The sequence below is a fragment of the Rhizobium anhuiense genome (assembly GCF_003985145.1).
Classification (GTDB): domain Bacteria; phylum Pseudomonadota; class Alphaproteobacteria; order Rhizobiales; family Rhizobiaceae; genus Rhizobium; species Rhizobium anhuiense.
Genome location: NZ_ML133535.1, coordinates 135113 through 162021, shown reverse-complemented (window position 1 = coordinate 162021; position 26909 = coordinate 135113). Strand labels below are relative to the sequence as shown.

Sequence of the window (26909 nt, the reverse complement as noted above, 5' to 3'; positions counted from 1 at the left end):
GCGAGGCGCAGCGCGTGAACACGCGACGCCTCGCTGCTTTTTGCGCATGGTCTCAGCGCAGGCTCTGACGAATATGGTGAAAGAGTGCGCGGATCGCCTGTGCCTCGCCACCGCCCGGCGAATGCGGCCGTTCGGACTGGGCCCAGCCGTAAATGTCGAAATGCGCCCAGCTCTTCGTCTTGCTGACGAAACGCTTGAGGAAAAGGGCCGCGGTAATTGCCCCCGCCATGCCACCGGCCGGGGCATTGGTGAGGTCGGCGAACTTGGCGCGGATATCCTTTTCGTAGCCGGAATAGAGCGGCAGTCGCCAGATCGGATCATCGGTTTCCAGGCTCGCTTCGGTCAGGTCATGCGCCAGATTGGCGTCATCGGTGAAGAAGGGCGGGAGATCCGGACCCAACGCAACGCGGGCTGCACCTGTCAGCGTCGCCATGTCGATCAGCAGCTCGGGCTCTTCCTCATCGGCATAGGCCAGCGCATCGGCAAGGATCAGACGGCCTTCGGCGTCGGTATTGTCGATCTGGACGGTCAGACCCTTGCGGCTCCGGTAGATGTCGCCGGGGCGGAAGGCATTGGACGAGATGGCATTTTCGACCACGGGCACGATGACGCGCAGGTCGACCTTCAGCTTGGCGTCCATGATCATCAGGGCAAGCCCCATCACATTCGCCGCGCCGCCCATATCCTTCTTCATCAAGAGCATGGAGGCCGCAGGCTTGATGTCGAGACCGCCGGTATCGAAGCAGACGCCTTTGCCGACCAGCGTCACCTTGCGATGACCCTTCTTGCCCCAGCGCAGCTCGAGAAGGCGCGGCGCGTCGGCACTGGCGCGGCCGACGGTATGGACCAGCGGAAAGTTCTGCGTGAGCAGGTCGTCGCCCGATATGACCGATACCTCCGCCTTGTAATGTGCGGCCAGGCCACGGAAAACGGCCTCGAGCTGGTTCGGCCCCATGTCGTTCGTCGGCGTATTGATGAGGTCGCGGGCGAGAAAGACGCCGGCAAGCTGGCGCTTGATGTCGGCGCCATCGGCATCGCGGGGGATCATCAGCGTCGCCGCTGGTGATTTTTCGGATTTGTAACGATCGAAACGGTAGCTGCCGAGCCCGAAGCCGAGAGCGAGGCGATTGGCCGTCAGCGGCGCGGTTTCGATGTGCCAGTCGCCGGCCGGCAGCGTGCGGGCGAGCCTGCCGGTGATGTAAGGCTGCTCGGAGGGATTGGTGCCGAGACCGTAAAGCGCGCCGCCGAGATGGCCTTCGGCCGTCGGGATCAACAGCAGCGACCCGCTTTCGGCCTTATAGCCCGCCCTGCGCGCCCAATCGAGCGCGATCGGATCGATCGTGCCGGTTTCGATATGGGCAGGCGTGACGGCAAAGATCGGCAGCGTCGAACCGCCCTTCGTGTTGAATGGGGTCGGTCTTTCGATGAACTGATAGGGGGCCATGATTGTCCTTCGGCGGTCGTAAGGAATCGTTCCTTAACGGTCTGTTAGGGTTAACAGACTATTGCTGGAGCGAAGATTGCGTCAAACCTTTCCCTGTTCCGCTTCGAGGTCAGGCGCCGATTTCGGAATCAGGAACGCGTCATGCCTGCCTCACTCGCCACCACATTCACGAATCGTATCCTGCAGGGTGCGGCGGCATCGCTGCTCGTCCTGGCCCTTGCCGGCTGCTCGACGACCAAGGACCGGATGACCACAGGCTCGGTGCCGAAGCTCACCAAGCCGGTTGAAGAGATGGACGCGACAGAACTGCGCTCGGCGACGGACCGGCTCGGCCAGGCCTATGAAAAAAATCCGCGCGATCCCATCACCGGCGTCAGCTATGCCAATCTGCTGCGGATGAACGGCCGCGACACGCAGGCGCTCGCCGTCATGCAGCAGGTGGCGATCGCCAACCCGGGCGACCGTACCGTGCTGGCCGCCTATGGCAAGGCACAGGCAGCGGCCGGTCAGTTCCAGCAGGCACTCGACACGATCGGCCGCGCCCAGACGCCGGACCGTCCGGACTGGAGACTGATCTCGGCCGAAGGCGCGATCCTCGATCAGATGGGCCGGGCAAGCGATGCCCGGCAGCGCTACCGCGACGCGCTCGACATCCAGCCGAACGAGCCTTCCATTCTGTCTAACCTCGGCATGTCTTACGTGCTGACCGGCGATCTGCGCACGGCCGAAACCTACCTGCGCTCCGCCGCCGGCCAACCCACGGCCGACAGCCGCGTCCGGCAGAACCTTGCCCTCGTCGTCGGCCTGCAGGGACGCTTCCCGGAAGCCGAGCAGATCGCGCGGCGCGAACTTTCGCCGCAGCAGGCCGATGCCAACGTCGCCTATCTCAGAGGGATGCTGTCGCAGCAGAATTCCTGGCAGAAACTCGCCGCCAAGGATAAGACGCCGGGTGCAGCGGAGAGCAGCAACACCAACTGACCGGACCTCCTCCAAGCTTGAGAGTGTCCGAAATTACTCGCGCGACGCCTTACCGATCACTCACGCCCGCAAGAATGAGCCGAAGGCCGAGGCCGGCCATGACGGCACCTGCCGTGCGGTCGATCCAGTGCTTGGCGGCAAGATAGAGCCGCCGTGGGTGGCGTGCCGAAAAGACAAGGGCGACGATCGAATACCAGCCCGCCTCCACGGCGAAGACACCGAGTGGCAGCGCCACAATGAGACTGAACGGAACCGTCCTCGGCAGAAGTGCGGCAAAGATGCTGGCATAGACGATGATGGTCTTCGGGTTGCTGATCTGGGTCAGCAGCGCGGTCACGAAGCTGCGCATGGGCGCGCGATTGCCGTTGGCGGCATCGGAGATCTCGAGCGGCTGACCGGCGCTCCTCCAGATATTGACGGCGATATAGACGAGATAGGCGCCGCCAGCGACCTTCAGCAGGACATAGAGCCATTCGAATTGCGACAGCAGCGCCGTCAGGCCGGCAAGCGCCAGGACCGCAAAAACGACGCCGCCGGCGCCCATGCCGAGTGCCGCCGCGAGACCATCCAGCCGTGAGCGCGAGATGGCAATCCTGGAAACGACGACGAAGCTCGGGCCGGGGCTCATCGCACCGACCACCAAGGCTGCCATGATGCTGATGAAAATGCCTGCAGAAGACATCGGAGAACCTCCCTTTGGATTGAATGAGCGCCAGGGGGCCTGCGGTTGCATCCGCGCCTGCGATAGTCTCTCATCCCGTTTACCAGCTATGCCGGCGCCGGTCACGCGCGTTGGCTGACTGCGGATCAGACCAATAGTCCATGATGCACATCGCCTTCTGCCGAAAGCGGTAGCCTGTTTCCAGCTCAACCGTCAGAACTTGTCTGCCACCTGGATGCCAGCCGGACCGAGAATGACGGCGATCAGCACCGGCAGGAAGAACAGGATCATTGGCACCGTCAGTTTCGGCGGCAGGGCGGCCGCCTTCTTTTCCGCTTCGTTCATGCGCTCATCGCGTCCTTCCTGGGCGAGAACGCGCAGCGCCTGCGCGACCGGCGTGCCGTAGCGATCGGCCTGGATCAGCGCCTGAGTTACCGAGCGTACCAGCTCGATCTGGGTGCGGGTGGCAAGATTTTCGAGCGCCACGCGGCGATCCGGCAGGAAGGAGAGCTCGGCCGTGGTCAGCACCATCTCCTCGGCGAGCGCCGGCGACTGCTCGCCGAGTTCTTCCGACACGCGCCGCATCGCGGCCTCGATCGAGATGCCGGATTCGACGCAGATCAGCATCAGGTCCAGCGCATCCGGCCAAGCGCGCTTGATCGAGTGCTGGCGCTTGCCCATGCGGTTCGAGATATAGATGTTGGGCGCGTAGAAACCGAGATAACCGATGCCGATGACGGCAAAGAGGCGGATGGGCATGCCCCGTCCGGCGAGATTGCCGAGGCCGAAGACCCAGACGGCGGCAAGCGTCGAGAAGAGGAAGGGCAGCAGGAAACGCGCCACGAGGAAGGTATTCAGCGCATTCTCCGAACGGAGACCGGCGGCGCGCAGCTTGTTGACCGTATTCTCGTCGACGAGCGCCTTACGCAGATTGAAACGCTCGACGATCTGGCGGACCGAGCGGTTGTTCTGGCTCCTGAGTGAGGCTTTGCCAGCGCCGGTTTCCATGTTCATGCGGGCGCGTTCGCGGGCGCGGATCTGCTCGCGCTCGGTCGAAACGGCCTTCATGCGCTTGTTGAGATCGCCGCGCTCGAAAAATGGAATGGCGATCGTGTAAAAGGTGGCGAAGACGGCGATCGCGACGAAGAGCGCAATCAGCATGCTCGGATTGGTCAGCGTTGCGGCAAGATCCTGCGACATGGTGCTTCCTTCCGGCTAGATGTCAAAATTGACCATGTTACGCATGACGAAGATACCGATCGACATCCAGATCGCAGAGACGCCCATGATGAAATGGCCACGCGGATCGGTGAAAAGGATCATCATGTAGTTCGGCGAGGTGAGGTAGACGAGAGTCGCGACGATGAAGGGCAGAGCGCCGATGATGACGGCAGACGCCTTGGCTTCCATCGAGAGCGCCGAGACCTTGGCTTTCATCTTCCTGCGCTCACGCAGCACCTTGGAGAGGTTGCCGATCGCTTCCGACAGATTGCCGCCAGCCTGCGACTGGATGGCGATGACGATGGCGAAGAAGTTGACTTCCTGGAGCGGCATGTGGGTCGTCATACGGGCGCAGGCGTCGGGGATGCTGAGTCCCACCTGCTGCGCCTCGATCACCCGCAGGAACTCGCTCTTGACCGGTTCTGTGCCTTCGGTTGCGATGAGACGGATCGCATCGTTGAGCGGCAGCCCCGATTTGATCGAGCGGGTGATGACGTCAAGCGCATTGGGGAGCTCGTTGAGAAACTTGTTCTGGCGGCGCTTGATCAGGAAACCGAGGATCCAGCGCGGCAGGCCGAGACCGGCGACAACGGCGATACCGACCATGACCATCAAGGAAGCACCGACGACCAGGGCCACGAGCAGCAACACGCAGGCGAAGATGGCGCTGAAGAGATAGAATTTCGCCACCGAGATCGACAGGCCGGCCTGCACCAGCCGGGATTTCAGCGACAGGGTTTTCTTGGTCTTTTCGTGCTGGCGCTTTTCCAGATCCTTCAGATTGTCCTGCACCGATTTGCGGCGCTTCGACAGCTCCTGTACCCGATCGCGGGCAGCCTTGACCTTGACCCGGTCGCTTTCGGCCGATTTGACGCGGTTGATACGGCTTGCCGATTTCTTGTCGGCCTCGATCCGGGAAAACATCAGGGTATAGGCGACCGCCGCCGCGGAGACGGCGGCGAGGACGACGATTGCCAGCACTATCGGATCGAACCCGAACATATCTCGCCTATTCCTTCGTTTTCGCTTCCATCGCGTCGAGGGCGGCGGCAAGGCGCTTTTCCTCGTTGAAGTAGCGGGCGCGATCCCAGAAATGCGGCTTACCGACGCCGGTCGACATGTGCCGGCCGATCAGGCGGCCGCCCGCATCCTCGCCTTCGATCTCGTAGCGCATAAGGTCCTGAGTGATGATGACGTCGCCTTCCATGCCGATCACCTCGGTGATCTGGGTGATGCGGCGCGAACCGTCGCGGAGGCGCGCCGCCTGGATGACGACGTCGACCGAGGTGGAGATGATCTCGCGCACCGTCTTTGCCGGCAGGGTGAAGCCGCCCATGGCGATCATCGATTCGATACGGCTCAGGCATTCGCGTGGCGTATTGGCGTGGATGGTGCCCATCGAGCCGTCGTGACCGGTGTTCATCGCCTGCAAGAGGTCGAAAACTTCAGGTCCACGCACTTCGCCGACGATGATACGCTCGGGACGCATGCGCAGGCAGTTCTTGACGAGATCGCGCATGGTGATCTCGCCCTCGCCTTCGATATTTGGCGGGCGCGTTTCGAGACGGACGACATGCGGCTGCTGCAGCTGCAGTTCAGCCGTATCCTCGCATGTGATGACGCGCTCGTCCCTGTCGATATAATTGGTGAGGCAGTTCAGAAGCGTCGTCTTGCCCGAGCCGGTGCCGCCCGAAATGACGACGTTGCAGCGCACGCGCCCGATGATCTGCAACACGGTCGCGCCTTCCGGCGTGATCGCGCCGAAACGGACGAGCTGATCGAGCGTCAGCTTGTCCTTCTTGAACTTGCGGATGGTGAGCGCCGGTCCGTCGATCGACAGCGGCGGCGCGATGACGTTGACGCGCGAACCGTCAGGCAGGCGTGCGTCGCAGATCGGGCTCGATTCGTCGACGCGCCGGCCGACCTGGCTGACAATGCGCTGGCAGATGGAGAGAAGCTGCGCATTGTCGCGGAAGCGGATTTCCGATTCGATCGTCTTGCCGCCGACTTCGATGAAGGTCTGGCCGGCGCCGTTGACCATGATATCGGCGATATCGTCGCGCGCCAGCAACGGCTCCAGCGGGCCGTAGCCGAGCACGTCGTTGCAGATATCCTCGAGCAGCTCTTCCTGCTCGGAGATCGACATCGCGAAATTCTTGATGGTGATGATGTCGTTGACGATGTCGCGGATTTCCTCGCGCGCGCTTTCGCCGTCGAGCTTGGAAAGCTGCGAGAGATCGATCGTATCGATCAGCGCGGAAAAGACCTGCGCCTTGGTGTCGTAATATTCATCGGTGCGGACGGGGCGCTTGCGCTGCGGCGTCTGCATCGGCGGCGGCGTCACCTGCTGGCGAGCGGGCTCGCGCGACGGTTCGACCAAAACGGAGGGTGAAGAGGCCGCGGGGACGGCGGCCGGAGCCGGCGGCGGGGGAGCAATCGCCCCTCCGGCCTTTCCGAAACCTTCGTTTCCGCGTTTTCCAAACATACCGCTCGATCCAATCTGCTCTATCTTTTTGTCTTCACGCAATTCCGGACGCAAAACCGCTGTTGCTGGAATTGCTCTTTGTCTACTTGCGTTTCAGGAGGCCCAGCAGGCCGCCCTTCTTCGCCTTCTTGATCGCGACACGGCCGGTGACGATGTGCGATATCTGCGAAAAGGTTTCCGCCGTCGGCGATTTCGGGTCGACTTCCGAGATCATCCGGCCGCTATTGGCGGCATTGCCGAAAAGATTGATGTCGAAGGGGATGATCGCGATCGGATCGATCTCCAGCGGTTCACAGAAATCCGACGGCGAAATCTCCGGACGTTTCGGCATGCCGACCTGATTGAGGATGAGATGCGGCGGCTTGTCGTTCGGCCGCATCTTGCGCAGCGCATCCAGCATGTTCTTGGCGTTGCGCAGGTTGGCGAGATCGGGAACCGCTGTGATGACCACCTCGTCGACGCTCGACAGCACCGACCGCGTCCATTCCGACCACGCATGCGGCACATCGAGCACGGTAACGGGCGCACTGCGCTGCAGGACATCGAGCACCGGCTGGAAGGCCTGGCCGTCAAAATCGTAGGCGCGGTCGAGCAGCGAGGGTGCAGCAAGCAGGGAAAGATGCTGGGAACACTTCGTCAGCAGGCGATCGAGGAAGACCTCGTCGAGACGATCAGGCGCGAAGACCGCTTCCGCGATGCCCTGCGCCGGATCCTGGTCGAAGTCGATGTTGGCCGTGCCATAGGGCAGATCGAGATCAGCGAGGATCGTCTCGGTGGAGAAGAGATTGGAAATGCCGAAAGCGCAATTATGCGCGATGGTCGAAGCGCCGGTGCCACCCTTCGAACCAATGAAGGCGATGCTGCGGCCGAGAGGCTCGGCTTCCGGATCGACGAAGATCGAGGCCATCGCCGCCAGGATATCAGGCATGGCGACGGGCTGGACCATGTATTCGGAAATGCCGTTGCGGATCAGCTCGCGATAAAGCCCGATATCGTTGTAATAACCGATAATGACGACTTTGGTCGTCGGATCGCAGACGGCAGCGAGCGGCGCGAGTTCGCCGAGCAGGTTTGCGGCATTGGCCTTGCTCTCGAGGATGATGAGGTTCGGGGTCGGGGCGCCGGAAAACATATTGGCGGCAGCGGCAATACCGCCGCTGGTGATGCGCATGCTGACCTTCGCCACGCGCCGATCATTGGCGCAGCGTTCCATGACCTGCTGCAGGGCCTCGCTCTCACAGAAGGCGTGGACGGAGATACGCGGCAGCGGCCGCATATTTTCCAGATCCGCCATGCGCACCGCCTCATCGGCGATGCGAAGCTCGCTGGGATTCCTGATTTCGTATTCGATCGCGCTCATCGTCCCGTTCCGCCTCAGAAGCCGCTGTTGCTGTCGGCGATATCTTCGATCGTCGACGTCGTCGTCCGGTATTCCTGGATGGCATTGTTGCGCCGCTGCGCATCGATCGGGGTCATGCCGCGGGGCGCCACCAGATCCTCCGGATTGGCGATCTGGGCGGCAAGGTTGTTCTGCGAGGCGCAGCCGAAATTATAGTAATTCTGGTTGGTCAGATCGCTCGAGATGTCCTTCGGCCACTGGCCGCATTGCGTGGTGACCGCCGTGGTGCCGGTAAAACTCAGCCGGATCGGCGCCGCATCGCCTGAACCGGCAGCGGCATAGGAGGTGTTGACGATTTTCGAGCTTGCGATCCCCCTCGAGGCCAGTTCGGCGCGGACCTGGTTGCGCAGCTGGTAGGCCGCCGCCGAATTGGGCGAACCTTGCGGCGACAGCACGTAAACCGGGCCTGAGGCGCGCATGCGGTAGTTTGCTGCAAAACCGCGGATGAGGTCGCGCTGCGCGATGGTCAGGCGGCGATCGGTCGAGGCGACGGGTATATCCACCGTCTGCTCCGCTTCCGTCACGATGATCGGGTGACGGGCGCGGTAATCGTCGGGGATGCCGCCTGTTGTCAGCTGGTCATGGGGGCCGGCGCATCCGGAAAGGATCGCCACCGAAACGCCGGCTGCCGCCAGAAGCGCCTTCGAGAGTCCGAGGCGGGGTGTCGTCGAATTCATATGGGCCATCGCCTGATCTCTGTTTTGTGCCATTGCTGCCGATCGTGCCCCGCTCATTTGTAGATGAACCCGATCGAGCCGTGGAACTGCGCGTCGGCGACGGGCGCCTCGCGGCGGCCATAGACCTTGTTGACACGGTTGAGGAAGAAGGTCGCACCGTCATTCTCAGGGCTGAAATTGTCGTCCGGCCGGTTGAGCTGATTGCGTGCCACCGGACGCACCAGATAGGGCGTTGCGATGATGACGAGCTCGGTTTCCTGACGCTCGAAACCCTTCTGGCGGAAGAGCGTCCCGAGCAGCGGGATCTTCGAGACGCCGGGCGTGCCGCCCATCGTCTGAGAAACATTGTCGCGGATCAGGCCGGCCAGCGCGATCGAGCCGCCCGACGGCAGTTCCACCGAAGTCTCCGCCGAACGGCGCTGGTAGGTGGCGTTGCCGCTGCCGGCCACCGGCTCGGAGACATTGGTCTTGATCTGCAGGCTGATTCGTCCCGAGGACAGCACGACCGGCTTGAAGGCCAGGTTGATACCGTAGTTGAACGGCGTGACGGTGACGTTGCCGTCGCTGTCGGTCGTCGAATAAAGCTGCTGGCCACCGGAATTGAAGGTCGCGGCCTGGCCCGATATCGCCGTCAGCGTCGGCTCGGCGAGCGTCTTGACGACTTTGGCCTGTTCCAGCGCGTTGAGGTAGGTCGAAATGTCGTATTTGCCGATCGAGCTCTTGAAGAGCGCCGCCAGGCCGCCTCCAACCGTCGATGTCGCGACGTCGGCGCTCGGACTGCCGAGTTGGGCGACGGTCATTCCAGAAGAACTGGAAACCAGATTGTCGAAGCCGAGTTGCTTCAGCACCTCGCGGCGAACCTCGGCGATCGTCACCTTGAGGGTGACCTGATCCTCACCCTCGATCTGCAAGAGATTGACGACCTGCGAGGTCTGACGGCCTTCGGCAAAGAGCGCCACCGAGCTGTCGCCGCCGGTGCCGGATGCCGTCTCGGTTCTGGTCGTCGCCTCGCCGCCTTTCAGGAAGACCTGCGCCAGATCAGCTGCCTGCGTGGCATCCTGCGGCGTGCGCACGGTGCCGGTCAGCACGATATTGTCGGAGACGATTTCGACGTTGATGCGGGAGTCGGGAATGAAGCGGCGGAGATTGACTTCGAGACCGGAGACATCGCGCTCGATCTCGATGTCGAGATTGACGATCTCCTGCCCGCCGGCGCCGAAGACAAAGATATTGGTTTGGCCGACCTTCTTGCCGAACAAGTAGATTCGCCGCGAGGTGCGGGTCACGGCATCGGCCATGGTCGGATCGGATACGAGGATATCGTGCGCATCCTCCGGCAGATCGACGACGACGGCCTTGTTCAGCCCGAGCTTCAGCCGACGATGGGCATCAGGGCCGGTCTGCGAGATGCGGATCAGACTTTCGGAATCGGCACGCGCCTCGCCTGCCCCGAGAACTGGAACGAACGAGGCCGGCACTATACCGGAGACGCCGATTACCAGCGAGAGGCAACCTGTCAGGAGAAGTCCGCCGCGCCGCGTTGAATTGCCCATTTGCACGTCCTTTTACTCCGCCTTCGGTGCTGCGCTGGCATCCGTGACGATGGCGCCTGATTTGATGACCTGAATGATCGCACTGCCGTTGTCGCCGCTCAGGAGATAGTCGGCTGCACTGGTATCCTGCTCCTGCGCATCGGCGACCGAGCGCAGCGCCAGCGACAGCCGGTCCGCCATCTGCTGGGCGACGGCGAGAACCTTCGTCTGGTCGGGCGTGAGCTCGAGCGTCGCGGTGGTGCCGACCACCGATTTCGAACCGTCGTCCTTTTCCTGGATCTGCTGGTCGATGGCGAGAACGCGGACATTGCTCAGCACGGTTTCGGTGATGAGCTTGTCGGCCTCAGCGCCCTTGCGGACCATGATGACGTCGACACGGTCGTTCGGCAGGATGAAACCGCCGGCGCCTGTTGCCACCGATATCTCGGTCGCGACGGCGCGCTTGCCGGCCGGCAACAGTGAGGAGAGGATGCGGCTGTTGGAATCGGCAACCTTTTCCGGCCGGATCGGTTCGCCTTCGAAGATCGGAAGACGCACGACGGCGCCCTGCAGATCCTTGATCGCATCCGGCTTGTCGGCTTCGGTGATGAGGCCCGGGACGACACCGCCTTGCGGCCAGGCCATCCAGTGTATCGACTTTTCATCCAGCCTTGCGCCGACCGGCAGATTGGCGCTCGAGACGAGGATGTTGACGGTCGGCTCCTTCTCGATGACCGACTGGACCTGGGTGACGACACCACCACGGCCTGCCATCTGCATCGCCAAGAGGCCGGCAAGGCCGGCCGCCACCACGGCGACAGCTAAGATTATAAGGCGGGCCGGTTTCATCGATCATTCCTCAGGGCACGATATGTTCGCCCTGCAGAATGCTCAGCAATTGGTATAATTATGGTTAATGGAACGCTTACATTTTAAGTTAACGAGCATTTAAAATGCCGTTATTTCAGGCTTTCCAACGCGGCGAGGAACAGCGGCGACGAAGGAAAGGCCATGAAGCCGCCGATCGCGATCGCGATGCCGTAGGGGATCTTCTTGGCGAGAAGGACCGAATTCGGAACCGGCAGGCCGATGGCCAGGATGGTGTTCGATTGCGCTCTCACCAGCAAGATCAGCAAGGTGATCAGGCCGCCGATGGCGGCGACATCAAGCATCAGGAAGGCGAGGGATTGGTTCAGGCCGAACCAGAGAGCGGTGGCGCTCAACAGTTTGGCGTCGCCGCCGCCCATCACATTGAATGCAAAAAGAGCGAAGCAGACGCAAAACACGATGGCAGCGGCCGCAAGATGCATGCCGATCGCACCCAAGGCCAGGCCAGAGAGCGGTGCAAGGAGGAAGAAGGAAACAATGAGGATCAGAGATACGCGGTTCGGGATCGTCATGGTGAACAGATCCGAGAACGCGGCCATAGCGAGGCAGAATGGCAGTATCACGAAGACTGCAGTTGCGATCATGCGTATACCCCGATCGTGACTTGATGCGAAAAGGCTCACGGCCGTTCAGCCTGTGAGCCCACTCGATAGATCGGTCAGAGTGAATCCGGCCGTATTATTGGTCGCCGCCCGACGGCCTTTGTCTTAGTTCGACGCGGTAACGCCGGTATTCATCTTGGTGCTGAGATTGTTGAACGTGGTGCTGATGCTGTTGCCCAGGCTCGTTGCGCCGGTGATGAGCGCTACGGAAATGAGAGCGGCGATCAGGCCGTATTCGATTGCGGTCGCGCCGGATTCGTCCTTCAGAAAACGGCTAAAAAGCTTGGTCATGGTAACTCCTAACTCCAGTTGATGTTCAGCACGTCCGCCAACTGTTGCCGTTGATCGGATGACTGCAACCTAGCGAATGGCCGTTTCCATCGGCTTAAGGAAAAGAGTTAACGAGATGCGAATGAGGCAACAGGCCTTTGTAGAGTCAGTATTTTCTTGCACACTTACCTCAATATTTAATGATATTCCTGGAATAACAGGTGCGTTCATCCGGAAATAGCGCAGATTCCACCTCCAACCGAGACGTGTATCACTCTAAACCCGTGCCAAATCGGATCATTGCGCTTCATCTCGGAACAGGATGCCAGGCTTAAGGCTTCGTTCACCATTTTTTTCCATTCTATGCGGATATTGCGCTGTGATCGTGAAAGAGGACCAAATGTCATCGAGCGGCAAAACCATTTTCTTTGCCGGCATGATCGCCGTTTTCGGTGTTTCGGGAGTTTCCGCGGCCGCAGACGATGACATGCTGCGTGTTTATATGGATCACGCGCGCGTATTGAAACTCGACCGCCCCGTCAGCAAGGTCATCGTCGGCAACGCCAAGGTCGCCGATGCGACCGTCGCCGACGCCAAGACCATCGTGCTGACGGGACGCAGCTTCGGCACCACCAATCTGGTCCTTCTCGATGCCGACGGCAATGCGATCCTCGACGAACGCATCCTGGTGTCGATTGACGAAGGCAATACGGTGCGCGTCTATCGGCAGACCGAGCGCTCCGTGCTGTCGTGCACGCCGAATTGCGAGCAGCACGCACAGCAAGCGACCACCGCCGCCGCCTCGCCCTGATCGGTTTACTTCAGTTCTTCGACCATTCGTTAAAATCGTCGTGTCAGGTTGAAACGGAAAATCAACGAACGGCTCCTAGTGTGGCGGACGGAGAATGTCGCTCGGATCCAGGTAATGACGGTAATTGATCAGAAAACGGATAAAGCGCGCGTCTCCGCGCCAATCCGTTTCTCATGGTTTCGCGGTCTCGCCCGTTCGCGCGATGGCGCAGCGGCGATCGAATTCGCCCTGCTCGCCATTCCCTATTTTCTGGTGATTTTCGCAATCCTCGAAACCTTCGTCGCCTTCGCCGCCGAGGAACTCGTGTCCAACGCCGTCGATACGATGAGCCGCCGGATGCGGACCGGGCAGATCACCTACAATCTCGGCCGCACGACCGATATGAACCAGGCGCAATTCCGCCAGGCTTTCTGCGATGAAATCTCGATCCTGATCAGCTGCTCGGCGAGCGAGGTCGCCACGCCGAGCAAGCTGTATCTGGATGTACAGACGTTCAGCACTTTCTCGGCCATTCCGACGACGATCCCCAAGCTTTCCACCGACAGATATGCCGACATCAACCCGGCTGCCTTCAAATACGCGCCAGGTGGCGCCGGCACCATCAACATGGTGCGCGCCTACTACCGCTGGGAAATCATCACGGATCTGGTCAGGCCCTATATCACCACGATACGTCCCTCCGACGGTTCGATGCCCAGCCAATATCTGATCGTCGCGACCGCGGCCTTCCAGAACGAGCAGTATCCATAATGGCGCTGCGCAACCCATTCACCAGACTCGTACTGACGGCGCGGCGACTCATCCGAGACCGCAAAGGTGCCGGAGCGATCGAATTTGCGATCCTCTTTCCCGTACTCGTCATGCTCTATATCGGTGCTTTCGAAATCACGATCGGCCTCAGCGTCAGCAAGCGTGTGACGCGCGCCGCGGGGTCAGTGGCCGACCTCATCACCCAGCAGCAGTCTGTTACCAAGAGCGCGCTCGCGCAGATGCCATCGGTCGCAACCGCGATCTTCGTGCCCTACAGCGCGACGACGCTGACGATGAAGATCACCGGGATTACCATCGACGCCGGCGCCAATGCGAAAGTGCTCTGGTCCTGGGCCCAGGACGGGACTGTGCCCTATGCCAAGAACGCCACAGTGAGCAACGTGCCGTCTGACATGAAGACGGCAAACAGCTTCCTGGTCCGCACCGAGGTTAGCATTCCCTATACGATGTTCCTGTTCGCGCCGAACTTCATGCCGGACGGCATGCGCACGATCACCATCAGCCGCAGCTATTACTATCGCCAGCGGCAAGGCGACTCGATCCCCTGCGGCGACTGCTGACCGCCCTTCCCTTCTTCTCTGCGAAGTGTTGAAGCGTCCTTTGCGCGTCTGAAACAGATGCGCGGCGCTGCAATTTGCCAAGCCGGCCCCAGCATTATATGGCTGGATCTCAACCGCCTTCGATATTGCGGCGATCGGCTCTTTCGGGTGTAAAATGGCGCGTGCCTTTCTTTTCGTTCTGGATTCCTTCGGCGTCGGCGGGGCGCCGGATGCGGCGGCCTATGGTGACGAGGGCGCCGATACGCTCGGCCATATCGCCGAGTTCTGCGCCGCCGGAGCCGGAGACCGCGCTGGTTTGCGCGAAGGACCGCTTTCCCTGCCCAATATGTCGGAACTCGGGCTCATGCAGATCGCGCGATCCGCCTCAGGCCGTTTTCCGGCCGGCATGCCTATCCCGGAGAAGGTCTACGGCATTTATGGCGCCGCCACCGAAATCTCCCGCGGCAAGGATACGCCGTCAGGCCATTGGGAGATCGCGGGAACACCTGTCAGTTTCGATTGGGGTTATTTCCCGATGGAGGGCGACGCCTTTCCTGCCGAATTCATCGAGGCGCTGTGCATGGCGGCCGATGTGCCCGGCATTCTCGGTAATTGCCATGCCTCGGGAACGGAGATCATCGCCCGGCTCGGCGAGGACCATATCCGCACCGGCAAGCCGATCTGCTACACGTCCTCGGATTCCGTCTTCCAGGTCGCGGCGCACGAGGAGCATTTCGGCCTCGATCGCCTGCTGGCGTTTTGCCGTTTGGCCCGGGGGCTGCTCGATTCCCACAATATCGGCCGCGTCATCGCCCGACCCTTTATCGGTCAGTCCGCCTCTACCTTCCAGCGTACCGGAAACCGGCGTGACTTCTCCGTGCTGCCGCCCGAGCCGACACTGCTCGACCGGCTGATCGAACACGGCCGGCATGTGCATGCTGTGGGAAAGATCGGTGACATCTTCGCACATCAGGGCATTTCCAGGGTCATCAAGGCAAACGGCAATGAGGCGCTGATGGATGCGTCGCTCGCGGCCATCGACGAGGCTGAGGACGGCGATCTCGTCTTCACCAATTTCGTCGATTTCGACATGATCTACGGCCATCGCCGCGATGTGCCGGGCTATGCCGCGGCACTCGAAGCTTTCGACGCGCGCTTGCCCGAAGTCCATAAGAAACTGAAGCCTGGCGATCTCGTCGTGCTCACCGCCGATCATGGCTGCGATCCGACCTGGCGTGGCACGGACCATACGCGCGAGCGCGTGCCTGTCATCGCCTACGGCCCCGGCATCCGGTCGCGCTCGATCGGCGTGCGCCGCAGCTATGCCGATATTGGCGAGAGTATCGCACGGCATCTGGGCATTCCAACCGGACCGCACGGAAGGAGTTTTCTGTGACATCGCATTTGAAGAAGGTCGAACTGCACTGCCATCTGGAGGGTGCGGCGCCGCCAGCTCTGACCGCGGCGCAGGCACGGAAATACGGCGTCGACATCAGCGCGGAGCTTCGCGACGGGGCCTATGTCTGGCATGATTTCGCAAGCTTCCTCGTATGTTATGACAAGATTTCCGAGGTCTACAGAACCGAAGAGGACTATGCGCTTCTAACCGAGACCTATCTCGACGAACTCGCCGGCATCAATACGATCTACAGCGAACTCATCGTTTCGCCCGACCACGGCAAGCGCATCGGACTGGGGGCCGACGCCTATATGTCAGGTATCTGCGAAGGCATCCGGCGGGCCAGGGAAAAGAGCGGCATCGAGGCTCGGCTGATCGTCACCGGCGAGCGGCATTTCGGCCCGGAGAGCGTGATAGGTGCTGCCGAATATGCTGTTAAGGCCGGCAATCCTCTGATAACAGGCTTCAACCTTGCCGGCGAGGAGCGCATGGGGCGCGTCGCCGACTACGCCCGTGCCTTCGATATCGCCCGGGATGCCGGCCTGGGGCTGACCATCCATGCCGGTGAGGTCTGCGGCGCGTTCAGCGTTACCGACGCGCTCGATGCGGTGCGTCCTTCGCGCATCGGCCATGGCGTGCGCGCCGTTGAGGATATCGATCTGGTGAAGCGGCTTGCCGATCTCGGCACCGTGCTCGAGGTCTGCCCGGGCTCCAATATCGCGCTCGGAGTCTTTCCCGATTTCGCCTCCCATCCGCTGCGCCGGCTGAAGGAAGCAGGCGTCAGGGTGACGATCAGCTCGGACGATCCGCCCTTCTTCCATACCTCGCTGGAGCGGGAATACGAACTTGCCGCCGGAGCCTTCGGCTTCAGCGACGCCGAGATCAACGGCATGACACAAACGGCGATCGAAGCGGCCTTCGTCGACGAGGAGACACGCAAGGCCCTGCTTGCCCGGATTTAAGGACGAGAGGCTGGGGAAGATTGGCCTCCACTCTTGCAGTCGGGCCGATTTCCGTGAAAGAAACAGTCGATAGAAAGAATGAAAGGCTTCCCCATGGACGGCGTCACGGTCATCGATCACCCGCTGGTGCAGCACAAGCTCACCATCATGCGACGCAAGGAGACATCGACGGGGAGTTTCCGGCGGTTGTTGCGCGAAATCTCGACGCTGCTCTGTTACGAGGTGACCCGCGATCTCGAACTGACGATGGAAACGATCGAAACGCCGCTGCAGACGATGGAGTCGCCGATCCTCGAGGGCAAGAAGCTGGTCTTCGCCTCGATCCTGCGCGCCGGCAACGGACTGCTCGAAGGCATGCTCGATCTCGTGCCTTCCGCCCGCGTTTCGCATATCGGCGTTTACCGCGACCACGAGACGCTGCAGCCGGTCGAATATTACTTCAAGGCGCCGGAGGACGTGGCCGAGCGCCTGATCATCGTCGTCGACCCGATGCTTGCAACCGGCAATTCCTCGATCGCGGCAATCGACAAGCTCAAGGAGCGCGGCGCCCACAATATCCGCTTCCTCTGCCTGCTTGCCGCCCCGGAAGGCATCCGCAACTTCCGCGCCGCCCATCCCGATGTTCCGGTCTTCACCGCATCGATCGACAGTCATCTCAACGAGAAGGGCTACATCGTGCCCGGCCTCGGCGATGCCGGCGACCGCATGTACGGCACCAAATAGTTTCAGCCTTTCTTTACCAAATCGAAAGACTTTACGGCCCGGCTGGTTCATTCCGGGCCTTTTCATTATCGATATTAGCAACTTGTCAGCACTTGAGGCTTAGCAAGCTTGGAGCATGAGGCCCTGCATGAAGCCGGGTTTATACAGGAAGGATTTCTGTTTCATGCTCGTGCGTACCGTCCTTTTCGCCAGCATCGCCGCGGTGCTCGCCACACAAGTGCCTTCCTTCCTCGAAGGCTCCAGCCAGCAGCCTGCTGATGCATTGTCTGCCAATTACCTATCGACCGAGAGCGACAAGCCCGCAACATCCGCGCCGGTCTCCGGCAGCAATGCGATCCGCCTGCAGGCCGATGCGCAGGGCCACTATACCGGCAGCTTCAAGATGAACGGCAAACCGGTGCAGGGCCTGATCGATACCGGTGCGACCTATGTGGCGCTCAACGAGACGCTCGCCCGCCGATTGGGCTTCACCGCCAGCCAGCTCGATTTCCGCTATGGGGTGAACACTGCGAACGGCCAGACGAAAGCCGCGCATGTGACGCTCGACCGGATCGAAATCGGCGGTATTCGTGTGCGCGATGTCGAAGCCTTCGTCCTCAAGGACGATGCGCTGACGACGACGCTGGTCGGCATGAGCTTCCTGCAGAAGCTCGCCTCCTATTCCGTCGCCGACGGTTCGCTCAGCCTCAAGCAGTAAATCGCATCAGATCAGGCCGGCAATCACCGGCGTCAACTCCGGTCTGTCCTCGGTGATGCGGTAGTGCGCGGCAAGTGCTGCAGCTGCCCTCTCCGCCGCGGCTTCGTCGGCGGCATGAACGAGAGCGATCGGTTCGCCGGCGGTCACGCGGGTTCCGAGCGGCAGGAGGTCGGAGAAGCCGACGCGATGATCGATCCGGTCAGCCGGATGGCGTCTACCACCGCCGAGATCGATGACACTGACGCCGATACCACGCGCATCGCAGGCAGCAAGCCAGCCGGACCGGGCGGCCGGGACAGGTTTTTCCACAGGCGCTTTGGCCAGGTACCGGTCGGGGTTTTCGATGAGATCGGCCGGGCCGCCAAGCATGGACACCATGCGCGCGAAGACCTCGGCCGCCTTGCCCGATGACAGGGACTGACGCGCCATCCTCTCGGCTTCATCAGACGAAGCGGCAATGCCGGATTTCACCAGCATTTCGCCGGCGAAGGCAAGAACGACGGTCGCAAGTCGTGTGTCGCTTTTTCGGCCCGCCAGGAAATCCAGGCAGTTGCGCATTTCGACCGCATTGCCGGCACTATCGGCAAGCGGCTGGTTCATATCGGTGATCAGGGCCGAGGTTTTCACGCCTGCGCCATTGGCCACCTCCACCAGCGAATGCGCCAGGATCTCCGCCTGGTCGCGCTCGACCATGAAGGCGCCGTTGCCCACCTTGACGTCGAGCACCAGCGTCTCGAGCCCGGCCGCAAGTTTCTTCGAGAGGATCGAGGCGGTGATGAGGGGAATGGAATCGACGGTGGCAGTCACGTCGCGCACGGCATAGAGCCTGCCGTCGGCCGGCGCCAAGGCGCCGGTCTGGCCTATGATGGCGCATCCCGCCTCCTTCACGACCTTGTGGAACAGGTCCGCATCGGGGGTGATCATATAGCCGGGAATGGATTCGAGCTTATCCAGCGTGCCGCCGGTATGGCCGAGGCCACGCCCGGAGATCATCGGAACAGCCAGGCCGCAGGCGGCGGCGATCGGCGCCAGCATCAGCGAAACATTGTCGCCGACGCCGCCGGTCGAATGTTTGTCGGCGATCGGGCGATCGATATCGGCCCATTGCAGCCTGTCGCCGGAGTCGGCCATCGCCAGCGTCAAAGCCACGGTTTCGGCCCGCGACATGCCCTTGAACCAGACGGCCATGGCGAATGCGCCGACCTGGCCTTCCGACAGTCGGCCGGCGGCGAGCGCCGCGATGAAGGCGCTGATATCGGCGGCGTCGAGTTCGTCGCCATTGCGCTTACGCCGGATGATTTCCTGCGGAATCATTTCAATAGCTCGACGCCGCAACAGAGGCCGACGGGATTCCGCTCAGAACCGCCAGGATATCGTCGAGCAGATCGGAAGCGCCGAAGCGGAATGTCGACTGCATCGCCCAATCCGGTGTCATGATGGTTTCGGCAAGGCTCAGATAGAGTGCGGCATCGGCCACCGAGCCGATGCCGCCGGCCGGCTTGAAGCCGACCTTGCGGCCGCTTTCGCGAATAGTGCGGATCATGATGTCGGCGGCTTCGAGCGTCGCGTTGACGGCAACCTTGCCGGTGGATGTCTTGATGAAATCGGCGCCGGCTTCGATGGCGAGTTCGGAGGCGCGGCGGATCAATGCCGCATCCTTCAGCTCGCCGGTCTCGATGATGACCTTCAGCAGAACGGGGTTGGCGCATTCGGCGCGCACGGCCTTGACCATGTCGGTCACCGCCTTCTCGTTGCCGGCGAGCAGCTTGCGGTAGGGAATGACCAGATCGATCTCATCGGCGCCATCGGCAATCGCCTCGCGTGCTTCGGCGGCGACATCGGCCACTTCCATATCGCCGAAGGGGAGGTTGACGGCGGTCGCGATACGCACGGCATGCCCGGTGCCGAGGATATTGCGGGCCTGGGCGACAAACCGCGGCCAGATACAGATTGCAGCGCTGTTGCCGTAGGGCGTCTGCGCGCGGGCGCAGAGCGCGTCGATCTGCGCCTCGGTGCAATCATCCTTCAAATTGGTGAGATCGAGGAGAGAAAGGGCGACCGCCGCCGTTTCCCGGTTGGAATGGCTATTCATCTTCGCTTCCTCTCGAGCATGATGCCGAAAAGTGTGAGCGGTTTTCTCATGACATCATGCTCTAACTCTATAATGTAGAACAGGATTCAGATTTTAGGCCGACCCGGCCTAAAATCATCCTGTTCCAGCCGCAATCATGTCTTTCAGTATGGCGGCGAGACGGGCGCCGCCAACGGGCGCCATGTCCTTGGTTTCCTCATGGCTGAGCTCATTGCCGGTCATGCCTGCCCCATAGTTGGTGATGACGGAGGCGGCGGCAACCCTCAGGCCCAGCATTCTTGCGATGATCACCTCGGGCACCGTCGACATGCCGACGGCATCGGCACCGAGGATGCGCGCCATGCGGATTTCGGCCGGCGTTTCGAAGCTGGGACCGGAGAACCACATGTAGACACCCTGCGCCAGGTCGATTTTAAGCTTTGCCGCCGCCCTTTGCATCGCCGCGGCAAGGCCGGCATCATAGGCATTGGTCATGCCGACGAAACGCTGATCGCTTTCCTCACCGATCAGCGGGTTCATGCCGGAATAGTTGATATGGTCGGTGATCTGCATCACCGAACCGGGCGGCAGGTCGTCACGCAACGATCCGGCCGAATTGGTCAGGATCAGCACTTCGACGCCGAGCGCCTTCAGCACCTCGATCGGCACGCGCATGGCGTTGGCATCGCCCTTCTCGTAATAATGTACGCGGCCGGAGAGCATGACGACAGGCACACCGCCGAGGCGGCCGGCGACGACTTCGCCTGCGTGGCCGGAGACGGCGCTGACGGGAAAGCCCGGCAGGTCACGATAGGGAACACGCACGGCGCCGTCGAGCTCACCGACGAGAGAGCCGAGACCGGAGCCGAGCACGATGCCGTGGCGCGGCTTGATCCCACCAAGCAATGCGGCGAGCAGGCTGACCGTCGCCTTCATCCGAGTTCGGTCTCGAAGCTGAAGGGAAGAAGCTCTTCCATCGTCATCGTCTTCTTCACGCCCGCCTCATCGCAGAGGTAGATCCTCGTCTCCTTCGAGGCAAATTCCGAGATCTTCTGGCGGCAGCCGCCACAGGGCGGGCAGAGCGGCAGTTTTTCGGCTATGACCGCCATTTCGACGATCTTCTTCGCGCCGCCCATGATCATGGCGCCGATCGCCGTCGGCTCGGCGCACCATCCTTGCGGAAAGGAGAGGTTTTCGATGTTGGCGCCGGTATAGACCTTGCCGTCCTCGGCGCGGATCGCCGCACCGACCGGGAATTTCGAATAGGGCGCATGGGCAAAGGCCATGGCGCCGCGGGCGGCTTCGAACAGATCGTGAGACATATCAACGCTCCTTCGTATAGGGCACGCCACCTGCCTTCGGCGGGGTCGCGACGCCGATAAAGCCGGCAAGCAGGACGCAGGTCAGGACATAGGGCAGCGCCTGGAAGACCTGAACCGGCACCTCCCCGATCAGCGGCACCTGCTTTCCCTGCATGAAATTTGCCAGCGCATCGAGGAAGCCGAAAAGCAGGCAGGCAAACATGACCGGCACCGGCTTCCACTTGGCGAAGACCAGAGCAGCGAGCGCAATGTAGCCCTTGCCGGCCGACATGTCCTTGATGAAGGCGGCGGACTGGGCGATTGCCAGATAGGTGCCGGCAAAGCCGCAGAGAATGCCGGCACACATGACGGCGCGGTACCGCAGCCAGGCGACCGAGATACCAGCCGTATCGACCGCACCCGGGTTTTCGCCGACGGCGCGGAGCCTGAGGCCGAAACGCGTGCGGTAAAGCACCCACCAGGAGAAGGGCACGGCAAGAAAGGCGAGGTAGGTGAGGATATTGTTGCCCGAAATGACATTGGCATAGATCGGACCGATGATCGGTATGTCGCGCGCGGCATCGGCGCCCGGCAGGATGATCGGCGCGAAGCGTGAATCCGGCGACAGCTGCGGCGTGCGGCCGCCCTGGCCGAACCAGGCCTGGCCGAGCACGATGGTGATGCCGGCGATGAAGAAGTTGATCGCGACACCGGAGACGATCTGGTTGCCGCGGTTGGTGATCGAGGCAAAGCCATGCACCAGGCTCAGCGCCACCGAGCAGATAACGCCGGCGCCAAGCCCAAGCCAGGCCGAATCGGTGAGATAGGCAACGCAGGCGGCGGCAAAGGCCGAGCCCAACATCTTGCCCTCGAGGCCGATATCGAAGATACCGGCGCGCTCCGAAAACAGACCGGCAAGAGCGGTGAAGATCAGTGGGATCGACAGGCGGATGGTCGAGCTCAGGACGCTGATGAAGATGTCGTAATAATCCATCGCCCGCTCCTTAACCGCGCTTGAACTGTTGGTAGAGACGCACCATCGCCGGCCGGAACATATATTCCAGCGCGCCGGCGAAAAGGATCACCAGACCCTGGATGACGAGGATCATCTCGCGGGTGATATTCGGCATTTCGAAGGAGATCCAGTCACCGCCCTGGTAGAGGATGCCGAAGAGAATCGCTGCCATGATGATGCCGAGCGGATGGTTGCGGCCCATCAGCGAGACCGCAATGCCGACGAAGCCGGCACCGCCGACGAATTCCACCTGCAGGCGGGCCGACGAGCCCATGACGGGGTTCAACGCCATCATGCCGGCGAGCGCGCCGGACAGCAGCATGGCGATGATGACCGTGCGGGCATAGGGGATACCCGCATAGGCCGCAGCCGTCGGGCTGACGCCCAGCGTGCGCATCTCGAAACCGAGCTTGGTGCGCCAGACGAGCAGCCAGACGAGATAGCTGACGACGAGCGCAATGATGAAGGAGACATTGAACGGGGCAGCCCCCAGCTTGGCGCCGAACAGCTGCATGACCCAGCCGAGCTTCGGCAACTGGCCGCCGTCGAGGAAGGTCCGGGTTTCCGGCGCCATTTTGCCCGGCACGATCAGCACATGCACCAGGAGGTACACCATCAGTGCGGCGCCGATATAGTTGAACATGATCGTCGTGATGACGATGTGGCTGCCGCGTTTTGCCTGCAGGAAGGCCGGAATGAAGGCCCAGGCTGCGCCGAACAGGCCGGCGCCGACGACCGCGATCGGCATCGTCACATACCACGGCACGTAACGATCGAGCGAAAGCGCCACCAGCGCGCAGCCGAGGCCACCGATATAGGCCTGGCCTTCGGAACCGATGTTGAAAAGGCCGGCGTGGATCGCCACCGCGACGGAGAGGCCGGTGAAGATGAAGCTCGTCGCATAATACAGCGTGAAGCCGATGCCTTCGCCATTGCCGAGCGCGCCCTGGATCAGCAGCGACAGCGCATCGAGCGGGCTCTCGCCGATCAGCCAGACGACGAAGCCGGAGATCAGGAAGGCGACGATAAGGTTCAAAAGCGGGATGAGGCCGTAGTTGATCCAGTTTGGTAGCGGAACGGAAGCTGTGCTCATAAAGGCCTCACGCGGCAATGCCGGCCATCATCAGGCCGAGGGTCTGTTCACCGGCATCGGGCGTCTTCTCGCCGACGACATGGCCGGCAAACATGACAAGGATACGGTCCGAAAGGGCGCGGATTTCATCAAGTTCGACGGAGACGAGCAGGATCGCCTTGCCCGCGTCGCGCATTTCGATGATCCGGCGGTGGATGAATTCGATGGCGCCGATATCGACGCCGCGGGTCGGCTGGCCGATGATCAGCATCTTCGGATCGCGTTCGATCTCACGGGCAACAACGATCTTCTGCTGGTTGCCGCCGGAGAAATTCGCCGTCTTCAGACGCGGGTTCGGCGGGCGGATGTCGTATTTCTCGATCTTCTCCATCGCATCCTTGCGGATCGCTTCGAGATCGAGCAGCGGACCTTTGCTGTAGCCCGGGCGGCGATGGTAGCCGAGTACGGAATTTTCGTACTCCTCGAATTTCAGCACCAGGCCCATATGGTGGCGGTCCTCGGGGATATGAGCGAGGCCGAGATCGCGCAGGCGGGCGGGATCGGCCTTGTCGATCGTCTTGCCGTCGAGAAGAATTTCGCCGGAGGTCGGCTTGCGGATGCCGGCAATCGCCTCCAGCAGTTCGGACTGGCCATTGCCGGCGACACCGGCGATGCCGACGATTTCGCCGGCGCGCACATCGAAGGAGACGTTGTCGACCATGGTGACGCCGCGATTGTCCTTGACCGTCAGGTTGCGGACGGACAGGACGGCGGCTCCCGGGTTCGCCTCGCCCTTCTGCACGCGCAGCAGCACGCGGCGGCCGACCATCAGCTCGGCGAGTTCCTCCACCGTCGTCTCCGCCGTCTTGCGGGTGGCGACCATTTCGCCGCGGCGCATGACCGAGACCGTGTCGGTGATCGCCATGATCTCGCGCAGCTTGTGGGTGATGAGGATGATCGTCTTGCCCTGGTCGCGCAGCACTTTGAGGATGCGGAAAAGATGATCGGCTTCCGCCGGCGTCAGCACGCCGGTGGGCTCGTCGAGGATCAGGATCTCGGCGCCGCGATACATGGCTTTCAGGATTTCGACACGCTGCTGCAGGCCGACCGGAAGCTCTTCGATCAGCGCATCGGGATCGACCTCCAGGCCATATTCCGTTTCCAGCCGCTTGAGCTCGGCCCGGGCCGACGCGACGCCTCTGGCCAGCAGCATGCCGCCTTCGGCGCCGAGCATGATGTTTTCGAGCACCGTAAAATTATCGACCAGCATGAAATGCTGGTGCACCATGCCGATGCCGGTGGCGATCGCCGCCTGGCTGTCGCGGATGGTGACGGGATTGCCGTTGACGCGGATCTCGCCGCTGTCGGCATGGTAGAAACCGTAGATGATCGACATCAGGGTCGATTTGCCGGCGCCGTTTTCGCCGATAATGCCGTGGATCGTCCCCTTGGCAACGGTGAGGTTGATGTCCTTGTTGGCGTGGACGGCACCGAACTTCTTGTCGATGCCGACAAGCTCGATAGCGGGCTTATCTGTCACTGCAGGCTCCAAATAAGAAAAGGGCGTATGGCGAAAATCCCCTCCGCCATACGCCCGATCTCAATCGTCGATCACATTCGGGCGCGGATCACTTCGGGCAAGCGTTGTCCGAGGTGTAATCGTGAACCTTGACGGTTCCCGCGATGATGTCGGCCTTGGCCTTGTCGACGGCAGCCTGCATTTCCGGCGTGATCAGCGACTTGTTATGCTCGTCGATCGCAGCGCCGACACCGTCTTCCTTGACGCCGAGCGCCTGAACGCCGCCGGTGAACTTGTCGTTCTTGGTGTCGTTGTAGGCATTGTAGACGGCGAGGTCGACACGCTTGACCATCGAGGTCAGGACCGAGCCCGGATGCAGGTAGTTCTGGTTGGAGTCGACGCCGATCGACAGCTTCTTGTTGTCGGCCGCAGTCTGCAGAACGCCGAGACCGGTGGCACCGGCTGCCGCATAGACGACGTCAGCGCCCTGGTCGATCTGGTTCTTGGTGAGTTCGCCGCCGCGGACCGGGTCGTTCCAGGCAGCGCCCGTCGTGCCGGTCATGTTCTGGAAGACTTCGATATCGGCCTTGACGGAGCGTGCGCCCTGCTCGTAGCCGCATTCGAACTTGCGGATCAGCGGAATATCCATGCCGCCGACGAAGCCGACCTTGCCTGACTTCGACGCCATGCCGGCGAGAACGCCGACGAGGTAGGAGCCTTCTTCTTCCTTGTAGACAACCGAGCGGACGTTCGGCTTGTCGACGACGGAGTCAACGATGATGAACTTGGTGTCCGGGAATTCGGCTGCAACCTTCTCGATGGCCGACGTCCAGGCGAAGGAAACGGCAACCACCGGATTGAAGCCGCGGCTTGCGAAGTTGCGGATGGCCTGCTCGCCCTGGGTGTCGCCCGTCGGCTCGAAATCGCGATAGGCAATGCCGGTCTCGGCCTTGAACTTCTCGGCACCGTTGTAGGCCGCCTCGTTGAAGGACTTATCGAACTTCCCGCCGGTGCCGTAAACCAGCGCCGGCTTGACATCGGCGGCAAGCGCCGTCGTCGACATGGCAGCCACGGCAAAGAGAGTGAGAAGGGATTTTTTCATTGTGCAGCCCTGTTGTTGCTATTCGTTAGGGGTCCTCCCGCAAGCCCTTTCCGGGCATGTCTGCGGAACCACCGACCTCCCCCCGGAGGCCTGGCTGCGCGCATCCTTGCATGGCTCACGGAAAAATTCACCAGAAATTTTTCAGCTGGTAAAGATTTGCAACAATTGCCGAAAATCCGCTCTTCGGGGCTGATTTTTGGACATTCTTTCCGTCAGGATGCAGATTTTCTAGCCAATCCGGTGACAAATATCGAGGCTGTAGAGGGCCGATGCCCATGCGGATTTCTCGCCGGATGGTGCGGGCGAAACCGCCTTTTCTATGCGGTGAAGCGACCGGCGATGGGCGGCTTCTTGTAGCCGATCATCCACAGAAGCAGTGCGATTACCAGGAAAACGGCAAAGGCCGGCTGGAGCATCAGCCACTGGAAGATGAAGGTATAGAAACGCGGGTGGACGTAATAGGAAAGGGCCGCTTGCAGCGAGGTCAGTGTGGTCGGGCTCACATCCTCCCAGGCATCGGAGATCGGCGTCATCACCACGGAGGAGGCCGCAACCGATTGGATCGAATCGATGGTCCCGGCAATAACGGCCGCCGCAAGCGCGACAAGACTCGCCAGACGCAACAGGAAACGCATCAATTCCTCCGACGCTCGATATGCCGGACAATTCCGGCCGGCCGCGCCATTCTCCACCTCGGAGAATTACATAGTCATCGATGAGGTGAAGCACAATGGACGGGCCGCGGCGAGTTTTATCGAAAGAAGTCAAAA

28 protein-coding genes are annotated in these 26909 nt (G+C 61.5%); 8 read left to right on the top strand and 20 right to left on the bottom strand.

Features of this window, described 5'->3' with window-relative positions; genetic code table 11:
- Positions 1–52: 52 nt before the first annotated feature.
- Complete coding sequence (locus EEQ99_RS28065; protein WP_063473509.1) at positions 53–1444, bottom strand: leucyl aminopeptidase family protein; 1392 nt, start codon at positions 1442–1444, stop codon at positions 53–55.
- A 141-nt stretch (positions 1445–1585) separates the two neighbouring features.
- On the opposite strand from EEQ99_RS28065, the gene EEQ99_RS28060 reads away from it, so the two are divergent.
- Positions 1586–2422: a tetratricopeptide repeat protein gene (locus tag EEQ99_RS28060; RefSeq protein WP_127431395.1), complete on the top strand. Its 837-nt coding sequence runs from the start codon at positions 1586–1588 to the stop codon at positions 2420–2422.
- Between the two features lie 49 nt (positions 2423–2471).
- Here the strand turns inward: EEQ99_RS28060 and EEQ99_RS28055 are convergent, their stop codons facing one another.
- The 10 genes from EEQ99_RS28055 to EEQ99_RS28010 all read right to left on the bottom strand — a co-directional run bounded on the left by EEQ99_RS28055 (position 2472) and on the right by EEQ99_RS28010 (position 12178).
- Positions 2472–3104 carry a LysE family translocator gene (locus tag EEQ99_RS28055; RefSeq protein WP_127431394.1) on the bottom strand — a complete coding sequence of 211 codons (633 nt, stop codon included), beginning with the start codon at positions 3102–3104 and terminating at the stop codon, positions 2472–2474.
- A 192-nt stretch (positions 3105–3296) separates the two neighbouring features.
- On the bottom strand, positions 3297–4283 hold the full coding sequence (locus tag EEQ99_RS28050; protein ID WP_047617477.1) for a type II secretion system F family protein: 987 nt from the start codon (positions 4281–4283) through the stop codon (positions 3297–3299).
- 15 nt (positions 4284–4298) lie between these two features.
- Entirely contained in the window at positions 4299–5306 is a 1008-nt protein-coding gene (locus tag EEQ99_RS28045; RefSeq protein WP_047617475.1) for a type II secretion system F family protein, read from the bottom strand.
- A gap of 7 nt (positions 5307–5313) precedes the next feature.
- Positions 5314–6789 (bottom strand): TadA family conjugal transfer-associated ATPase, encoded by a 1476-nt coding sequence (locus EEQ99_RS28040; protein WP_028756124.1) that lies wholly within the window; start codon positions 6787–6789, stop codon positions 5314–5316.
- 82 nt (positions 6790–6871) lie between these two features.
- Complete coding sequence (locus EEQ99_RS28035; RefSeq protein ID WP_097544457.1) at positions 6872–8149, bottom strand: CpaE/TadZ family protein; 1278 nt, start codon at positions 8147–8149, stop codon at positions 6872–6874.
- 14 nt (positions 8150–8163) lie between these two features.
- Positions 8164–8922, bottom strand: a complete 759-nt coding sequence (locus EEQ99_RS28030; RefSeq protein WP_028757052.1) for a CpaD family pilus assembly protein — start codon at positions 8920–8922, stop codon at positions 8164–8166.
- A complete protein-coding gene (locus tag EEQ99_RS28025) occupies positions 8919–10418 on the bottom strand; it encodes a type II and III secretion system protein family protein (protein ID WP_028757051.1) in 1500 nt (499 codons plus the stop codon). Before EEQ99_RS28025 ends, EEQ99_RS28030 begins: the two co-directional genes overlap by 4 nt.
- Before the next feature lie 12 nt (positions 10419–10430).
- A complete protein-coding gene (gene cpaB / locus EEQ99_RS28020; protein WP_047617469.1) occupies positions 10431–11246 on the bottom strand; it encodes a Flp pilus assembly protein CpaB in 816 nt (271 codons plus the stop codon).
- A gap of 110 nt (positions 11247–11356) precedes the next feature.
- A complete protein-coding gene (locus EEQ99_RS28015) occupies positions 11357–11869 on the bottom strand; it encodes an A24 family peptidase (protein WP_127431393.1) in 513 nt (170 codons plus the stop codon).
- Between the two features lie 123 nt (positions 11870–11992).
- Positions 11993–12178: a Flp family type IVb pilin gene (locus tag EEQ99_RS28010; RefSeq protein WP_047617466.1), complete on the bottom strand. Its 186-nt coding sequence runs from the start codon at positions 12176–12178 to the stop codon at positions 11993–11995.
- Between the two features lie 379 nt (positions 12179–12557).
- On the opposite strand from EEQ99_RS28010, the gene EEQ99_RS28005 reads away from it, so the two are divergent.
- The 7 genes from EEQ99_RS28005 to EEQ99_RS27975 all read left to right on the top strand — a co-directional run bounded on the left by EEQ99_RS28005 (position 12558) and on the right by EEQ99_RS27975 (position 18059).
- Entirely contained in the window at positions 12558–12968 is a 411-nt protein-coding gene (locus tag EEQ99_RS28005; RefSeq protein ID WP_028756117.1) for a pilus assembly protein N-terminal domain-containing protein, read from the top strand.
- A 114-nt stretch (positions 12969–13082) separates the two neighbouring features.
- Positions 13083–13718 (top strand): TadE/TadG family type IV pilus assembly protein, encoded by a 636-nt coding sequence (locus EEQ99_RS28000; protein ID WP_028757047.1) that lies wholly within the window; start codon positions 13083–13085, stop codon positions 13716–13718.
- Positions 13718–14299: a TadE/TadG family type IV pilus assembly protein gene (locus EEQ99_RS27995; protein ID WP_028756115.1), complete on the top strand. Its 582-nt coding sequence runs from the start codon at positions 13718–13720 to the stop codon at positions 14297–14299. Before EEQ99_RS28000 ends, EEQ99_RS27995 begins: the two co-directional genes overlap by 1 nt.
- Positions 14300–14453: 154 nt before the next feature.
- Complete coding sequence (locus EEQ99_RS27990; protein WP_028757045.1) at positions 14454–15674, top strand: phosphopentomutase; 1221 nt, start codon at positions 14454–14456, stop codon at positions 15672–15674.
- Positions 15671–16639: an adenosine deaminase gene (locus EEQ99_RS27985; protein WP_028757044.1), complete on the top strand. Its 969-nt coding sequence runs from the start codon at positions 15671–15673 to the stop codon at positions 16637–16639. The genes EEQ99_RS27990 and EEQ99_RS27985 overlap by 4 nt, the downstream gene beginning before the upstream one ends.
- Positions 16640–16732: 93 nt before the next feature.
- On the top strand, positions 16733–17362 hold the full coding sequence (upp, locus tag EEQ99_RS27980) for a uracil phosphoribosyltransferase (RefSeq protein WP_012759721.1): 630 nt from the start codon (positions 16733–16735) through the stop codon (positions 17360–17362).
- A gap of 127 nt (positions 17363–17489) precedes the next feature.
- Positions 17490–18059 carry a TIGR02281 family clan AA aspartic protease gene (locus EEQ99_RS27975; RefSeq protein WP_028756112.1) on the top strand — a complete coding sequence of 190 codons (570 nt, stop codon included), beginning with the start codon at positions 17490–17492 and terminating at the stop codon, positions 18057–18059.
- A gap of 6 nt (positions 18060–18065) precedes the next feature.
- Here EEQ99_RS27975 and deoA read toward each other — a convergent pair whose 3' ends face one another.
- The 9 genes from deoA to EEQ99_RS27930 form a co-directional block, all read right to left on the bottom strand.
- Positions 18066–19373: a thymidine phosphorylase gene (gene deoA, locus EEQ99_RS27970; protein ID WP_028757043.1), complete on the bottom strand. Its 1308-nt coding sequence runs from the start codon at positions 19371–19373 to the stop codon at positions 18066–18068.
- A 1-nt stretch (position 19374) separates the two neighbouring features.
- Entirely contained in the window at positions 19375–20151 is a 777-nt protein-coding gene (gene deoC, locus EEQ99_RS27965) for a deoxyribose-phosphate aldolase (protein ID WP_127431392.1), read from the bottom strand.
- 114 nt (positions 20152–20265) lie between these two features.
- The gene (locus EEQ99_RS27960) at positions 20266–21066 is read right to left on the bottom strand and encodes a purine-nucleoside phosphorylase (protein WP_097544461.1); all 801 of its coding nucleotides are present in this window, start codon (positions 21064–21066) and stop codon (positions 20266–20268) included.
- Complete coding sequence (locus EEQ99_RS27955) at positions 21063–21452, bottom strand: cytidine deaminase (protein ID WP_028757711.1); 390 nt, start codon at positions 21450–21452, stop codon at positions 21063–21065. Before EEQ99_RS27955 ends, EEQ99_RS27960 begins: the two co-directional genes overlap by 4 nt.
- A 1-nt stretch (position 21453) precedes the next feature.
- On the bottom strand, positions 21454–22425 hold the full coding sequence (locus tag EEQ99_RS27950) for an ABC transporter permease (protein WP_048338271.1): 972 nt from the start codon (positions 22423–22425) through the stop codon (positions 21454–21456).
- Positions 22426–22435: 10 nt separating this feature from the next.
- Positions 22436–23539 (bottom strand): ABC transporter permease, encoded by a 1104-nt coding sequence (locus EEQ99_RS27945; protein WP_047617449.1) that lies wholly within the window; start codon positions 23537–23539, stop codon positions 22436–22438.
- 7 nt (positions 23540–23546) lie between these two features.
- Complete coding sequence (locus EEQ99_RS27940; protein WP_048338302.1) at positions 23547–25058, bottom strand: ABC transporter ATP-binding protein; 1512 nt, start codon at positions 25056–25058, stop codon at positions 23547–23549.
- A gap of 88 nt (positions 25059–25146) precedes the next feature.
- Positions 25147–26139 carry a BMP family lipoprotein gene (locus EEQ99_RS27935; RefSeq protein ID WP_003544460.1) on the bottom strand — a complete coding sequence of 331 codons (993 nt, stop codon included), beginning with the start codon at positions 26137–26139 and terminating at the stop codon, positions 25147–25149.
- A 317-nt stretch (positions 26140–26456) separates the two neighbouring features.
- Positions 26457–26774 carry a hypothetical protein gene (locus tag EEQ99_RS27930; protein WP_028759164.1) on the bottom strand — a complete coding sequence of 106 codons (318 nt, stop codon included), beginning with the start codon at positions 26772–26774 and terminating at the stop codon, positions 26457–26459.
- Positions 26775–26909: the final 135 nt, after the last annotated feature.

Coding starts and splice junctions, on each gene's coding strand:
- EEQ99_RS28065 (WP_063473509.1), bottom strand. CDS start 1,444: ATGGCCCCCTATCAGTTCATCGAAAGACCGACCCCATTCAACACGAAG.
- EEQ99_RS28060 (WP_127431395.1), top strand. CDS start 1,586: ATGCCTGCCTCACTCGCCACCACATTCACGAATCGTATCCTGCAGGGT.
- EEQ99_RS28055 (WP_127431394.1), bottom strand. CDS start 3,104: ATGTCTTCTGCAGGCATTTTCATCAGCATCATGGCAGCCTTGGTGGTC.
- EEQ99_RS28050 (WP_047617477.1), bottom strand. CDS start 4,283: ATGTCGCAGGATCTTGCCGCAACGCTGACCAATCCGAGCATGCTGATT.
- EEQ99_RS28045 (WP_047617475.1), bottom strand. CDS start 5,306: ATGTTCGGGTTCGATCCGATAGTGCTGGCAATCGTCGTCCTCGCCGCC.
- EEQ99_RS28040 (WP_028756124.1), bottom strand. CDS start 6,789: ATGTTTGGAAAACGCGGAAACGAAGGTTTCGGAAAGGCCGGAGGGGCG.
- EEQ99_RS28035 (WP_097544457.1), bottom strand. CDS start 8,149: ATGAGCGCGATCGAATACGAAATCAGGAATCCCAGCGAGCTTCGCATC.
- EEQ99_RS28030 (WP_028757052.1), bottom strand. CDS start 8,922: ATGAGCGGGGCACGATCGGCAGCAATGGCACAAAACAGAGATCAGGCG.
- EEQ99_RS28025 (WP_028757051.1), bottom strand. CDS start 10,418: ATGGGCAATTCAACGCGGCGCGGCGGACTTCTCCTGACAGGTTGCCTC.
- cpaB (WP_047617469.1), bottom strand. CDS start 11,246: ATGAAACCGGCCCGCCTTATAATCTTAGCTGTCGCCGTGGTGGCGGCC.
- EEQ99_RS28015 (WP_127431393.1), bottom strand. CDS start 11,869: ATGATCGCAACTGCAGTCTTCGTGATACTGCCATTCTGCCTCGCTATG.
- EEQ99_RS28010 (WP_047617466.1), bottom strand. CDS start 12,178: ATGACCAAGCTTTTTAGCCGTTTTCTGAAGGACGAATCCGGCGCGACC.
- EEQ99_RS28005 (WP_028756117.1), top strand. CDS start 12,558: ATGTCATCGAGCGGCAAAACCATTTTCTTTGCCGGCATGATCGCCGTT.
- EEQ99_RS28000 (WP_028757047.1), top strand. CDS start 13,083: ATGACGGTAATTGATCAGAAAACGGATAAAGCGCGCGTCTCCGCGCCA.
- EEQ99_RS27995 (WP_028756115.1), top strand. CDS start 13,718: ATGGCGCTGCGCAACCCATTCACCAGACTCGTACTGACGGCGCGGCGA.
- EEQ99_RS27990 (WP_028757045.1), top strand. CDS start 14,454: ATGGCGCGTGCCTTTCTTTTCGTTCTGGATTCCTTCGGCGTCGGCGGG.
- upp (WP_012759721.1), top strand. CDS start 16,733: ATGGACGGCGTCACGGTCATCGATCACCCGCTGGTGCAGCACAAGCTC.
- EEQ99_RS27975 (WP_028756112.1), top strand. CDS start 17,490: ATGAAGCCGGGTTTATACAGGAAGGATTTCTGTTTCATGCTCGTGCGT.
- deoA (WP_028757043.1), bottom strand. CDS start 19,373: ATGATTCCGCAGGAAATCATCCGGCGTAAGCGCAATGGCGACGAACTC.
- deoC (WP_127431392.1), bottom strand. CDS start 20,151: ATGAATAGCCATTCCAACCGGGAAACGGCGGCGGTCGCCCTTTCTCTC.
- EEQ99_RS27960 (WP_097544461.1), bottom strand. CDS start 21,066: ATGAAGGCGACGGTCAGCCTGCTCGCCGCATTGCTTGGTGGGATCAAG.
- EEQ99_RS27955 (WP_028757711.1), bottom strand. CDS start 21,452: ATGTCTCACGATCTGTTCGAAGCCGCCCGCGGCGCCATGGCCTTTGCC.
- EEQ99_RS27950 (WP_048338271.1), bottom strand. CDS start 22,425: ATGGATTATTACGACATCTTCATCAGCGTCCTGAGCTCGACCATCCGC.
- EEQ99_RS27945 (WP_047617449.1), bottom strand. CDS start 23,539: ATGAGCACAGCTTCCGTTCCGCTACCAAACTGGATCAACTACGGCCTC.
- EEQ99_RS27935 (WP_003544460.1), bottom strand. CDS start 26,139: ATGAAAAAATCCCTTCTCACTCTCTTTGCCGTGGCTGCCATGTCGACG.
- EEQ99_RS27930 (WP_028759164.1), bottom strand. CDS start 26,774: ATGCGTTTCCTGTTGCGTCTGGCGAGTCTTGTCGCGCTTGCGGCGGCC.